Source organism: Mycobacterium sp. IDUB_36 (assembly GCF_055419225.1).
In genome coordinates this window covers 2,875,297-2,888,296 of the sequence record NZ_JBVAXH010000001.1, presented here as the reverse complement: position 1 = coordinate 2,888,296, position 13,000 = coordinate 2,875,297, and the positions used below count along the sequence as shown (strand labels likewise).

The window sequence follows — 13,000 nt, the reverse complement described above, 5'->3', positions numbered from 1 at the left end:
GCGGACAGATATCAGACGACGCCGCGCAGTCCGTCGGCGCCGAACGCCGGCTCGAGCATCGCGGTGAAGTCCGGACCACGGCGCAACAGGTGCCCGCCGTCGACGTTGATCACCTGACCAGTGACCCAGCCCGCGGCGTCGCTGAGGAGGAACATCGCCATGTTGGCGATGTCTTCGGCCTCGCCGACCCGCGGCAGCGGCGTGCATGCCGCGTAGTCCTCGGACAGTTCGGGGGAATCGGTGATCGCGGCGACCATGTCGGTGCGGATCAGGCCCGGACGGATGCTGTTGACCCGCACCCAGGACGGGCCGAGTTCGTCGGCGGCCAGCTGCATCAGATGGTCGAGCCCGGCCTTGGTGACGCCGTAAGCGCCGAACCAGCGGTGGGTATTGCTGGACGCGATCGACGAGATGCCGACGAACGATCCGCCGCCGGCACGCACCATCTCGCGGGCGCAGTGCTTGAGCACGTACATGGTGCCGTTGATGTTCAGGTCCACGGTGCGTCGCCAGGCGTCGGAGTCCATCTGGGTGAGCGGCCCGATGGTCAGCGATCCGCCGGCGCAGTGCACGGCGCCGTGTAACCGCCCGTGCCAGGCGGTCGCGGCCTCGACGGCGCGGGTGACCTCGTCTTCATTGGTCACGTCGGCGGGTTCGTAACGAATCTCGCCGCTCTGGCCGTCGCCGATCTCCTCGACCGCCGCTGCCAGGCGGTCGGCGTTGCGGCCGATGATCATGACCGACGCCCCGGAGGCGACCAGGCCGGCGGCGACACCTTTACCGATGCCGCTGCCACCGCCGGTCACCAGGTAGGTGCGGTCCTCGAACGAAAGCTGCATGCCAACCCCTCGCACCGAAAACTGAAACACGTTCTAGTCATACAACCACACCCATGACGACAAGCTCCGAGAGCTGTGGGTCCTCGGACCGGCGCCCCTCGCGACTACGGGGTGTCCTTGCGGGCGATCGACGTGGGCTTGGGGTTACGCCAGTCCTCGACGTCGGGTGGCAGTCCGACGGGGTAGCGGTTCTCGTTGTGCGCCGCCCAGTGCGCGTGTCCCAGCTCGTGGATGTGGAAGGCGTGCCGTAGCGCTTCGGTGAAGCCCGTCGCGTCGGACGCGGCGTTGACCGAATCCTTGATCAACAGGGCCGCCATGGTCGGCCGCTCCGCGATCCGGCGGGCGAACTCGAGCGTCTTGTCCGCCAAGTCGTCGGCCGGAAATACTTTGGACACCATGCCGAGCCGGTAAGCCTCGTCGGCGTCCAGCGAGTCACCGGTCAGCAGCAACTCCTTGGCTTTCCGTGCGCCGAATTCCCAAGGGTGAGCGAAGTATTCGACTCCCGGCATCCCCATCCGGACACCGACCACGTCGCTGAATTTCGCGTTGTCGGCGGCGACGATCAGGTCGCACGCCCAGATCAGCATCAGGCCGGCCGAGATCGCGTTGCCCTGCACCTGGGCGATCGTGATCTTGCGTAGATCCCGCCAGCGGCAGGTGTTCTGGAAGAAGTAGTGCCACTCCTGGAGGTAGACCTTCTCCATGACCGCTTCGCGGGTGCCGCCGTTGCTCCGGAAGCTGGGCAGCTGGGCGTCACCCGGAGCCCGCTCGGCCAGCGCCAGCTCGGACCCGAGGTCGTGGCCGGCGGAGAAGTTCCTTCCGCGAGCGGCCAGGATCACCACGCGCACGGCGTCGTCGGCCTCGGCACGCAGGAACGCTTCGTCGAGTTGCACAAGCAAGCCGCGGCTCTGCGCGTTGTGCGCCTCGGGGCGGTTCAGCCAGATCCGCGCGATGCGGCCTTCGTCGAGAGTTTCGTAAGCCACCAACTCATCGGAGTCTGACATCGGCCACCTCATTCGCCTCGGCTTTGCCTATGGTCCTGCGGAGTTACACATTACGACCAGGCCGTAACGCCGCCCCGGCGGGGTTGCAGCGCGCTGAGCGGTTGATCACGCACTTCGCCTACAGTTATGTCATGCCCGCCAAATCTGACACCAGCGAAATCGAAGACGTGGAGCCGTTGGCCGACGACACCGCAAGCCAGGCCAGGCGCGTCGTCGCGGCCTATGCGATGGACGCCGACGAGTGCCGCGTCTTCCTCGCGATGCTTGGTATTGGACCCGCGAAGATCGAGGTGTAAGTGCCCCGCGCGGGCGGCAAGGGCTCCAAGAGCCCTTCCTCCGGTGTTTCCGACTTCGTCGTCGTCGCCAACCGGCTGCCGATCGACATGGAGCGATTGCCCGACGGCACCACCAACTGGAAGCGCAGCCCGGGCGGTCTGGTCACCGCGCTGGAGCCGCTGCTGCGCCGCCGTCGCGGCGCCTGGATCGGGTGGCCCGGCGTCGCCGACGAGGACGTGGACGTCGTCGACGAGCCCATCGACGACGACGACCTCCGGCTGTATCCGGTGCGGCTCTCGGCCGACGACGTCGAGGAGTACTACGAAGGCTTCTCCAATGCCGCGCTGTGGCCGCTGTATCACGACGTCATCGTCAAACCGATCTACCACCGGGAATGGTGGGACCGCTACGTCGACGTCAACCGCCGGTTCGCCGAGGCCACCGCGCGAGCCGCCGCCCAGGACGCGATCGTCTGGGTGCAGGACTACCAGCTTCAGCTGGTACCGGCGATGCTGCGTGAACTCCGGCCCGATCTGACGATCGGGTTTTTCCTGCACATCCCGTTCCCGCCGGTCGAATTGTTCATGCAGATGCCGTGGCGCACCGAGATCGTCAAGGGTCTGCTGGGCGCCGATCTGGTCGGCTTTCATCTGGCCGGCGGCGCGCAGAACTTCCTCATCCTGGCGCGACGCCTGCTCGACGCGAGTACCTCCCGCGGATCGGTCGGCGTGCGTTCACGCCTCGGTGAGGTGCACCTCGACGATCGCGTCGTGCGCGTGGGGGCATTCCCCATCTCCATCGACTCGGCCGAGCTCGACCAGAAAGGCCGCAACCGCAACATCCGGAAACGGGCCAAGGAGATCCGCGCCGAAATCGGAAATCCCCGCCGAATCATGCTCGGCGTCGACCGGTTGGATTACACCAAGGGCATCGACGTCAGGCTCAACGCGCTGTCGGAACTGCTTGCCGAAGGCCGCGTCAAAGGTGAAGACACCGTGCTGGTTCAGCTGGCCACCCCGAGCCGCGAACGGGTGGAGAGCTATCAGAAACTGCGCGAGGACATCGAGCGCCAGGTCGGCCACATCAACGGCGAATACGGCGAGGTCGGCCGCCCGGTGGTGCATTACCTGCATCGCCCCATCCCCCGCGACGAACTCATCTCGTTCTTCGTGGCCGCCGACGTCATGCTGGTGACCCCGCTGCGAGACGGCATGAATCTGGTGGCCAAGGAATACGTCGCGTGCCGCAGCGATCTTGGCGGCGCACTCGTGCTCAGCGAATTCACCGGCGCCGCAGCAGAACTCACGCAGGCCTACCTGGTCAACCCACACGACCTCGAAGGTGTCAAAGACGCTATCGAGGCGGCGATCGGTCAGCCAGAGGCCGAGGGGCGGCGACGGATGCGGGCCTTGCGACGGCAGGTGCTGATCCATGACGTCGACCGGTGGGCCCGGGCATTCCTGGACGCGCTGGCCGCCGGTCAGCCGTCAAACAGCTGAATCCGTGGTGCGGCGGTTGGCGCGCTGCGATACTCGACGCATGGCGCTCATCTCCCGCGGCCTGACCGCCGCCGCAGCCATCACACTCGTCGCTGTCGGAACATCGGGTCCCGCACAGGCACTCGGGCCGCCCCCGGACGGCATCTACACCTTCACCGAGGCCGGCGTGCCCGCGGCGACGTGGAAGATCTCCGCGCTGTGTGACGCCCCGTCGCGGCAACGGGCGATCCCCGACTTCAGCGACCCCGTCATCGCCGCCGACCTGTGCGCGCTGAACGTCAGCAGCACCACCGCCCGGGTGATCAGCCGTCCGGAGAAGATGGCGAATTACGTCGGCCGGGCCCGATTGACCAGCGATCTATGGACCTTTCAGGTCCCCAAGACCAATGGCGTCGCATGCCCTGACGGCAGCACAGCGGCCTCGACGGATACCTACGCCTTCGACGACGTGTCACTCACCGGCACGCACACCAGCATTCACGGTGATGTCTGCGGCCTACAGCCCGCGATGACCAAGACACCGTTCTCGCTGGCCCTCACGGGACCCCTGCCTAACCCGGTCGATCGTTATCCGTTGAACTGCAACGAGATCGGGCAGTGCCGCTGACGCCCCGGACCGGCTAGATCGGCGTGATGAAGTTGATCAACCACGTGCCGTCGATGCGCTGATACTCGATCCGCAGCCGGCTACCGTCATACAGCGGCTGGCGCGATTTGTCGGTCACAGTGCGATTCATGTACACCATCACCGACGCTGAATTGCGTTGTGCGCTCATCACTCCCACGCCCACCACGCTCGCCTGTACCACGACCTCGCGCTTGCGTGCCTCGGGGATGATCTTGTCGTTGGCGCTCTTCTCGAACTCCCGGCGGTAAGCCGGGGTCAGCAGCGGGTATGCGGCGCTCAGACTGCGCTCCACCGTCTGGAAGTCATAGGCGAATACTTCCGGAATCTGCTTGGTGGCCAACGGCGGAAGCGCGGTGCGGGCGGCCTGCTCACCGCGAGTCTCGACCCGCTCCCAGTACAGCCAGCCCCCCAGACCGGCCAACCCGACAAAGGCGGAGGTCAGCAGGCACACAACGGCGGTGATGAACCATCGCATCAATTGCCCCCGTCGGGATACTTCAAGTCGTAACCGGTCATCCGCCCGCTCTCGTCCTCGTGCACGATCACCCGCATGCGGTAGGGCTGGGACGGCTTGTTGACCCCGTCCAAATCGGTCACCGTGACGCGAATGGACACCAGTACCGAAGCGTTATCGCTCACACTGTCAATACTTTCCAGTGCGGCACCGTTGACGACCGCCTCGGAGTTCGCGTCGGTGTGGCGGAACAACGCCTTGATGTTCTCGACGTTGTTGTTGCTGCTGAGCATGCCGTGCAGGGGTCCGCTGGTGCCCTCGACGAATCTGGCGACGCTCTGGTCGATGTTGTCCTGCTTGTAGCTGAACATGTTGACCACGGTCTGGGTGGCGGTGTCGACGAAGCGCTGCGATCGAGCGAGCGCGGCATCGGCGTGACGTTGCTGATAGATCTCGAACCACACCCCGACGGCCAGTATCGCAATCCCGATCAGACCGGCCGCCAACGCGATCCACCCGACCCGCCTGCTGTTCGCGGGTCGGCGCGGCGGCGAACCGAGCGGTACATTCGGCCGCTTGACCGGCGATGCCGCGGTCTCCACCTCGACCGTGGTGGTGGCCGGCTCACCGCCATGCGGACCGGCAGCCCGCGACGCCCGGCGGCGCGGGGGACGCGCGGTCGATTCGTTCTCGGTCACAACTGCCTCGGGTCGAGCATCAGGTCCAACCAGTTCTCCGCGGTCGACGCTTTGCCGGGCGCAAAAATACCAGTGCCGCCGGACGGGTCCTGGAACTCCCCGGTGCTGTCGTCATAGGTGGTGTACGACGTCCCGTTGGCCCGCGGGGCCGCACCCGGCGGTGGGCCCCAAGGCTTCTCGGCCGGCGGGTACGGCGCTCCCGGCAACCCCACCGGAGGCGGCGGGGCGGGGACGGCCTTCGGGAAGGGGATGGCCGGAGCCTGCGGCGGATACGGCGAGGGGGGTATCCAGGCCTGCCGCCCGTCCGTACCGCCGGTGTTGGGTGGTGGCTGTGCCGGGAACGGCTGGTGTGGCGCCGGCCCGGGTCCTTCGATCACCCCGGGCGGAAGCGCCCCGGCGATCGGCGTTCCCGGATCCGGGTCGTTGCCCGGCGGAATGAACGGATACTTGTTGGGCGGCAGGATGTTCAGCCCATTCGTCACCGGCGTCCCGTACGGGATCGGCGGTCCACGCCACGGGTTGGTACCGATCGGCACGTAGCCCTTCGGGTCGCGACACAGCGCGACGGTCGGCGCCCGCTTGCCCGGAAACTCCTGGCACGGGTAGTTGCGCGCACCGCGGACCGCCGCCGGGTCGTTCTGCGCGGTCTTGCAGTACATGTCCGTCGGCAGTTCTCGCAAAGTTTCGTCCGCGGGGGTCCGAATCAGCGGTGGCGGAATGAAACCGGTGGTGCACGGCGGCGGATCGACATTGACCTTGAAGTCGAGCTTGGCGCCCTCGTCTTGGGGCGCGCCGTTGGCCGCGGTGATGATCGCGGCGAACAGGGCCGGCAAGACGACCAGCAGCTGCTCGATCGACTTGTGATAGATGACCCCGACGCGACCCAGGTTGGCCAGGTTCGCCGCCAGCATCGGGAACGACGGGCGAATACCGGAGAACGCGGTGTTGGCCTGGTCCACCGCGGGCGGAACGACGGTCAGCAGCGTGCGTAGCTGTGGATCAGCCTGGCGCACTTCGGAAGTGAACCGGGCCAGGCCGTCCGACAACGCCCTGATGTCGTTGCCGGAGCGGATCTGACTCTGCAGGAACGGGCCGACCTGATCGATCAGTTGCGAGGCCTGCGGGAAATCCGCGTTGGCCTGCTCCACCAGCAGCCGCGACGACTCGAACAACCGGGCCAGTTCCGGTCCGGATCCGTTGAAGGCCTTGAAGGTCTCGCGCAGCAGTTCGCGTAGCCGGGTGTCGGCCACGCTGTTGACCAGCGTCTCCGATTGGTGCAGCAGCGTCGCGATGTCCACACCGATCACGGTGTTGGCCCGGTCGATTCGCGATCCGTTGTGCAGTTTGTCGGATGCCGCATGCTTGGGAGGCACCAGATCGATGTACTGCTCACCGATGGCGGAGACGCTCTTCACCGATGCGGTGACGTTCGACGGGACGACGGTGCCGCTGTTCAGTCGCATCACCGCGTCAACGCCGTCAGGGGTGAGGCCCACCGAATCGACCCGGCCCACCGCAACTCCGCGGTAGGTGACGTTGGCATTCTTGTACAGCCCACCGCCGGCGACGAAATTCGCTGTCACACGGTATGTTCCGATACCCAGCGCGGCGGGCAACCTGAGGTAGAAGATCGCCATGATGACCACGGTGATCACCGTGACCACTGCGAAGATGGCCAGTTGGATACGAGTCAGTCGGTCCAGCATCAGTTGTTCCCCGCTGGCGTGCCGGGCGGAATCTTGAACGGGTCCGCGGCCTGTCCGGAGAGGTTGGCCATTTCCCCGAGCAGGAAGTCCGGCGGATTGAGAATCTCCTTCATGTGCTGCATGTTCGGGTCCAGCGGCCACGACGTGGTGAAGAACGTCTCGCCCAGTCGCCGCACGGTGAGATCGAACGTGGTGAACACGTTCAGATAGTCACCACGCACCGCCTGCTTGATGCCGAAGTTCGGGAACGGGAACGTCAGCAGTAACTGCATCGACGTCACGAAGTTCTTCCGGTTGTCGGCCAGCGCTTTGATGTTGGCATAGATGTCTTTGACGTCGGCGGCGAAGTCGACCTTGGTCTGCGAAAGCACATGCGCCGCAACGGTCGAGACTTTCTTCAGTGCGCCGAACGCCTCGACGATCTTGTCCCGGTTCTTGTTGAGCACCCGCAGTGCCTCGGGCAGCGTCTCCAGCGTCCGCCCCAGGCTGTCCTTGTTGTCGGCCAGGATCGTCGAGAACCGGTCGAGTCCGTCGATGGCGGCGACGATGTCCTTCACCTGGTTGTTCAGCCCGGCCGTCAGCTCTGCCAGCCGCGGCACCAGGTTGGTGAACTGCCCCTCCCGGCCGGCGACCGCCTGATAGGTCTCGTCGGTGATTTCTTGCAGCGCACCGAGATTGCCTTTGTTGACCACCACGCCGAGGGCGGAGAACACTTCCTCGGTGGTCGGAAAGCGGCTGGTCCGCGCTTCTTGGATGGCCGAGCCCTCGACGAGTCGGCCGACGGCCGGCTGATCCGGCGGGGCCGCGAGCTCGACGTGCTGGGAACCGAGCAGCGACGTCTGCGCCACCCGGGCAATCGAATTGGCCGGCAGCACGACGTTCTTGTCCAGCGCCAGCTTGACCGCGGCGTAGAAAGTTCCGTCGCGGCGCTGCAACGCGTCGATACCCGAGACACTGCCCACCGTGACGTCATCGACCATGACGGGCGAGTTCTGCGGAAGCGTCGCGACGTCGGCCAGGTCCACGGTGATCGAGAACGAACCGGAGCCGTGTCCGGCTGTGCCGGGCAGCGCCACCGAGTTGAGTCCGCCGAACTGGCAGCCGGCCAGCAGCGCGGTTCCGGCAGCCAAGGCGCTGCCGCGCAACAAGATCCGCTTCATCGGCCGGCTCCCTGTTCGGCGGGCAACGGCAGGACGGGCGGTGGCGCGGCCGGTCCGGGACCGGGCCGTGGGCCGAACGGACTCGGGGCCGGACCTGGTGCACCTGCTGCCGGGGACCCACCGACGGGTCCTGCCTGCGGCACCATCATCGCCTGCAGGTCGGTCGCGCTGGGCGGATGTGCACCGGGCGCCGGTATCCAATGCAGATCCGGGATGGGTGTCTGAGACTTGGCCTGGGTCTCCGGGGTGTCGTATTGGATCTGGCCCTTGTACGCGGTGATCATGTTCAGCGGGTGGAACATCAGCGGCGGATAGTTGAATGTCAGTCGGCGCAATGGCGGACCCAGTCGCTCGCGGCAGATCTCGGCGCGCTTGTAGTAGTCCGGGCCGGACAGACCCGCCACCGTGTCGAAGGAACCACCGCAGATGAACTGCACCGGGTTGGCGAACTCGGGAATCGATATCAGGCCGTTCAGCGTTCCCTGCGCCGGGTCGTAGATGTTGTAGAAGTTGGAGATACCAGGTCCGGCGACGTGCAGCACCTGCTCGATGTCTTCGCTCTGGTCGCTCAACACCTGGGTCAGGTCGGTGAGCTTGTTGACCGTGCCGATCAGCGTCGAGTTGTTCTGCTGCAGGAAGCCTTTGACGTCGATCAGCGCCTGGTTCAAGGTGCCGAGGGTGTTGTCGAGGTGGGTAGAGCTCTTGGCCAGGACCTGCGACACCGAGGCCACGTGTCCGGCGAACGAGACGATCTGCTCGTTGCTCGCCGACAACGCGTCGACAAGTACTTGCAGGTTCTTGACCGTGCCGAAGATGTCGGTGCGCGAATCGCCCAGCCGGCCGGCGGCCTGCGAGAGCTCCCGCAGTGAGGTACGGAACGAATCACCGTTGCCGTTGAAGGTATCCGCGGCCTGGTTGATCGCCTTGCCCAGCGGCCCCTGCAGCTCCCCGGCCGCGGGACTGAGTTGTTTGGCGAGATCGGTCAGCGACTCTTTGACCTCGTCCCACTCCACCGGCACCGCTGTCTTGGCCAACGGGATGGCCGCCCCGTCGGACAATGCCGGCCCGCTGGTGTACGCCGGGGCGAGCTGAATGAACCGCGCCGCAACCAAGTTGGGCGACATGACGATCGCGCGCGCATCCGAGGGGATTTTGACGCCGCTGTCCACCGACATGGTGATCTTGACGTCCTCGGCCCGCGGCTCGATCGAGTCGATCGTGCCGACGGGAACGCCGACGATCCGAACCTGGTCGCCGGGGTACAACCCGACCGCCGAGGTGAAGTAGCCGACGATCTTGTTGCCCACACGACCCGGCCAGACCAGATAAGCGCTCACAGCGAGCGAAACCGCAAGCAGCACAGCCAACGTCAGCCGCACACCGCGACGACGTTGCCGGATAGCCGAGGTAAGTGTCATGGCGACTGCGGCCTCAATTTCCAGCGCTCCTGCACGAGGCCGCGCAGGTAATCCGCGAAGCTGTTCGGCAGCTTGCCGGGCTGGAACACGGCGTCGAACATCATGCCGACGATAGGCGCCGGGATCACACCGTAGACGTTCACGTTGAATCCAGGCCCGGATCCCACCACCTCACCGAGCGTGGTTGCGTAGGCCGGCAGCCGTTTCAGCGCTTCGCTGATGTAGTCACGACGTTCGTTGAGGTCGTCGAGCACGGTGTTGAGCTTGCTCAGCGCCGGACCGAACTCCTTGCGGTTGTCGGCGACGAAGCCGGACAACTGTGCCGACACGTCGTCGATGCCGCCGATCAGCTCCCCCAGCGCGGCGCGGCGGGCATCGAGCGCGGCGAACAACTGGTTTCCGTCGACGATCAGTTTGTTCACCTGGCCCGCACGCTCGGCAAGCACCCCTGTCACCGACTTGGCATGCGCGAGAAGCTGTTCCAGCGCCTCGTCGCGGGTGTTCAACGAGCGCGACAGCGAGGTGATGCCGTCCAGCGCTCCGCGCAGCTGCGGCGTGGCGTCGTGTAATGCGTCGGTCAGCACCTTCAGCGACTTCTCGAACTGCGCCTTGTCCAGCTCGCCGGCAGTGTGGCCCAGGTCTTCCAGCGCCGAGCCCAGTGCGTACGGCGTCGTCGTACGACTCAACGGGATGGTCGTGGCGGTTCCCGCTCCGGACGGTGTCACTGCCACGGCGCGCTGGCCGAGGATGGTCTCCGTGCGGATCGCCGCGAGCGAGCCGTTCCCGACGTTGACGTGGCGGTCGACGGTGAAGTCCACCCTGGCGGTGTCGCCGGCAAGCGAAACCGCCTGCACCTTACCCACTTTGATGCCGGAAACGTAGACATCGTTGCCGGGGTCGAGGCCTCCGGCGTCGGCGAAGTACGCGGTGTAGGGCCGGCCTTGCGGCCAGAACGGCAACGAGGTGTAGCCGAACGCGACCAGGATGACGCACACCACGAGGACCACCCCGAAGATCCCGGTGCGGAGTGGGTCGCGGTCGCGGCGGTGGGTGCTACTTGTTGACAAAAGCGCACCTGCCTTTGCTCGGATCCACCTGGCCGCCCATCGGGATGATGATGTCGCTACCGGCCGGGCCGTTGATCTTCAGCGACACCGTGCAGAAGTAGATGTTGAAGTACGCGCCGTAGGCACCGAGCGCGGACAGCCGGAGATAGTCCTCGCCGAGTTGCTCGATGTCGTTGTTGACCTCGGGGAGTCGATCGACCAGCTCGCCGGCCAGCGGGCGGGTGTTCTCGATGATTCCTTGCAGCGGCCGTCGTGAATGCTTCAGCAGGTCAGTCAGATCCGTCGTGGTGGTGGCCAGCGGCTGAATGGCTCCGGCAATCGCGTCGCGGCCCTCGGCCAGACCGGTGATCAGTTTCTGCAACTGGTCGACGGTGTCGGAGAACTGCGCACCCTTGGCGTCGACGTTGGCCAGCACGGCGTTGAGGTTGGTGATCACGCTGCCGATGGCCTGGTCGCGGGCACCCAGCGTCGAGCCGAACGCGTTGGTGTTGGCCAGCAGGTTCGACAGCGCGCCACCCTGGCCCTGCAGAAGATCGATGACGTAACCGCTGATGCTGTTGATCTTGTCGGCGTCCAGTCCCTTGAGCACCGGGCGCAGGCCGCCGAGCAGGGCGTCGAGGTCCAGCGCGGGCTGGGTGTGACGTTGGTCGATCGTCGCGCCCGGCGAAAGCTTTCGCAGTTCACCTGGGCCCGAAGCGATTTCGAGGAACCGGTCGCCCACCAGGTTGTCGTAGCGGATCAGCGCGCGAGTCGACGAGTACAACGTGTAGCGCTTGTCGACGGTGAACTCCACGTCCACGGTGTTGTTCGGGTTGAGCTTGACTTCCTTCACCGCGCCAACCGGCACCCCGGCAATACGAACTTTCTGGTTGCCCTTCAGTCGGGTGGCGTCGAGAAAGTTCGCGTGATAGGTGTTCGACGGCCCGAAGCGGAATTCGCCGAACGTCACCACCAGACCGAGCGCCACCAAAAGCATGGTCACGGTGAAGATTCCGACCTTCACCATGATCGATCGCTGCGATTCGTAATTGTCCATCAGAAGTCGTCCCGCTCGGCGAACGCGCCGTGGAACAGCCACTGCAGCGTGGACGGGGCGTCGACCTGAAGCTCGGTGAACGGCTCGTAGGGAATGTTCGCGTTGTCAGTCACCAGGAACGGAGCGCGGTACCACGAGCCGCCGGTCTGCTTGGTCGGTAGGTCCGGCAGGCCGCGGCAGTTCGGGCCACCGGAGGCGTTGACCCTCGGCAGGCTTTCCGGATAGGTGTAGGTCGGGGCACCGAGGATGAAGCTCGACGAGGTGAACAGACCCGCCTTCTTGACACCGAGGATGGGCGCGAATTCCTGGATGCCGCGATTGATGGCTCCGAACAGGCAGCCGAATTCGGGCGAATAGTCGGCGGCGACCTTCAGCGGGGCGCGCAGTCGCTTGATCCCGTCGATCAGATTCTGTTCGGCCGGCGCCAGCGTGTCGTATGCGTTGTTGGACAGGCCTATTGCCGACAGCAGGCTGGTGTTGAGGTTGGTCTGCTGGTCCACCACGGTCTTGGCGATGGTGGGGGTGTTCTCGAAGACGGTGACCAGATCGGGTGCCGCGTCAGCGTAGATGTTGGCTACGGCAGCGGTCCGACGGAAGTCCTGCTGCAACGCCGGAAGCTTCGGGTTCAGTTGCTGTGTCAGGGTATTGAGCCCCGACAGCACGCCGCCCAGGTCGTGACCATGCCCGCGTAGCCCCTCGGCGAGCGCACTCAGTGTCCCGTTCAATTCGACCGGATCGATTTTCTGCAGCAGCCCGATGAGCGATTGGAACAGTGTGTTGACTTCCAGCGAGACCGCTGAGACCGCCAGATGCGAACCCGGCCGCAGCGCCGCGGGCGATGCCGCCTTGGGTGGAATGAACTCCACCGACTTGGCCCCGAAGACTGTGCTGCTGGCGATGTGGACGGCGGCGTTGGACGGGATGTAGTGCAGCTGGCCACCATCGATCGCGAGTGTGAGCTGAGCATGCTCGCCCTCGTAGCTGATCTCGTCGACCTTGCCGATCTGGATGCCGCGGTACTTGACCTTGTTGCCGCGGTCCATCTCGAGGCCGGCGCGCGGCGCAGTGAGCGTGACGGTGTCGACCGGGGAGAACGCGGCCGTGTAGGACAGATAGGTCAGCACCACGAACCCAAGCAGCAGAGAGGCCAGCAGCGCCGCTGCCAGCCTGACGTGAGTGCGTTGTGCGCCGGTGCTTGCCACTGTCCCCCTTTCT

General features: G+C 65.6%; 13 protein-coding genes. 3 read left to right on the top strand and 10 right to left on the bottom strand.

All coding sequences use genetic code 11. The annotated features are described in order from the left end of the window. Nucleotides 1-11 precede the first annotated feature (11 nt). Together ACZYW1_RS14270 and ACZYW1_RS14265 are read right to left on the bottom strand one after the other, a co-directional pair. Nucleotides 12-839, bottom strand: coding sequence for an SDR family oxidoreductase (locus ACZYW1_RS14270; RefSeq protein WP_463786714.1), 828 nt, complete (start codon nucleotides 837-839; stop codon nucleotides 12-14). Nucleotides 840-943: 104 nt separating this feature from the next. After that, complete coding sequence (locus ACZYW1_RS14265; protein ID WP_463786713.1) at nucleotides 944-1,843, bottom strand: enoyl-CoA hydratase; 900 nt, start codon at nucleotides 1,841-1,843, stop codon at nucleotides 944-946. A 131-nt stretch (nucleotides 1,844-1,974) separates the two neighbouring features. Between ACZYW1_RS14265 and ACZYW1_RS14260 the strand changes: the two genes are divergently transcribed. Genes ACZYW1_RS14260 through ACZYW1_RS14250 form a run of 3 tightly spaced genes read left to right on the top strand, consistent with a single transcriptional unit; the run spans nucleotide 1,975 to nucleotide 4,225 of the window. Further along, nucleotides 1,975-2,139 carry a hypothetical protein gene (locus tag ACZYW1_RS14260; protein ID WP_463786711.1) on the top strand — a complete coding sequence of 55 codons (165 nt, stop codon included), beginning with the start codon at nucleotides 1,975-1,977 and terminating at the stop codon, nucleotides 2,137-2,139. After that, entirely contained in the window at nucleotides 2,140-3,618 is a 1,479-nt protein-coding gene (locus ACZYW1_RS14255) for an alpha,alpha-trehalose-phosphate synthase (UDP-forming) (protein ID WP_463786709.1), read from the top strand. 40 nt (nucleotides 3,619-3,658) lie between these two features. After that, nucleotides 3,659-4,225: a hypothetical protein gene (locus ACZYW1_RS14250; protein ID WP_463786707.1), complete on the top strand. Its 567-nt coding sequence runs from the start codon at nucleotides 3,659-3,661 to the stop codon at nucleotides 4,223-4,225. Nucleotides 4,226-4,238: 13 nt separating this feature from the next. On the opposite strand, the gene ACZYW1_RS14245 is transcribed toward ACZYW1_RS14250, so the two are convergent. Genes ACZYW1_RS14245 through ACZYW1_RS14210 form a run of 8 tightly spaced genes read right to left on the bottom strand, consistent with a single transcriptional unit; the run spans nucleotide 4,239 to nucleotide 12,987 of the window. Then, complete coding sequence (locus tag ACZYW1_RS14245) at nucleotides 4,239-4,721, bottom strand: mammalian cell entry protein (RefSeq protein ID WP_463786705.1); 483 nt, start codon at nucleotides 4,719-4,721, stop codon at nucleotides 4,239-4,241. Then, complete coding sequence (locus tag ACZYW1_RS14240; RefSeq protein WP_463787833.1) at nucleotides 4,721-5,431, bottom strand: mammalian cell entry protein; 711 nt, start codon at nucleotides 5,429-5,431, stop codon at nucleotides 4,721-4,723. The genes ACZYW1_RS14245 and ACZYW1_RS14240 overlap by 1 nt, the downstream gene beginning before the upstream one ends. Then, on the bottom strand, nucleotides 5,395-7,104 hold the full coding sequence (locus tag ACZYW1_RS14235; protein WP_463786703.1) for an MCE family protein: 1,710 nt from the start codon (nucleotides 7,102-7,104) through the stop codon (nucleotides 5,395-5,397). Before ACZYW1_RS14235 ends, ACZYW1_RS14240 begins: the two co-directional genes overlap by 37 nt. Then, complete coding sequence (locus ACZYW1_RS14230; RefSeq protein WP_463786701.1) at nucleotides 7,104-8,264, bottom strand: MCE family protein; 1,161 nt, start codon at nucleotides 8,262-8,264, stop codon at nucleotides 7,104-7,106. The genes ACZYW1_RS14235 and ACZYW1_RS14230 overlap by 1 nt, the downstream gene beginning before the upstream one ends. Continuing rightward, on the bottom strand, nucleotides 8,261-9,682 hold the full coding sequence (locus tag ACZYW1_RS14225) for a virulence factor Mce family protein (RefSeq protein WP_463786698.1): 1,422 nt from the start codon (nucleotides 9,680-9,682) through the stop codon (nucleotides 8,261-8,263). Before ACZYW1_RS14225 ends, ACZYW1_RS14230 begins: the two co-directional genes overlap by 4 nt. Next, complete coding sequence (locus ACZYW1_RS14220) at nucleotides 9,679-10,749, bottom strand: MCE family protein (RefSeq protein WP_463786697.1); 1,071 nt, start codon at nucleotides 10,747-10,749, stop codon at nucleotides 9,679-9,681. The genes ACZYW1_RS14225 and ACZYW1_RS14220 overlap by 4 nt, the downstream gene beginning before the upstream one ends. Beyond that, on the bottom strand, nucleotides 10,736-11,785 hold the full coding sequence (locus tag ACZYW1_RS14215; protein ID WP_463786695.1) for an MCE family protein: 1,050 nt from the start codon (nucleotides 11,783-11,785) through the stop codon (nucleotides 10,736-10,738). Before ACZYW1_RS14215 ends, ACZYW1_RS14220 begins: the two co-directional genes overlap by 14 nt. Further along, entirely contained in the window at nucleotides 11,785-12,987 is a 1,203-nt protein-coding gene (locus ACZYW1_RS14210) for an MCE family protein (protein ID WP_463786694.1), read from the bottom strand. The genes ACZYW1_RS14215 and ACZYW1_RS14210 overlap by 1 nt, the downstream gene beginning before the upstream one ends. Nucleotides 12,988-13,000: the final 13 nt, after the last annotated feature.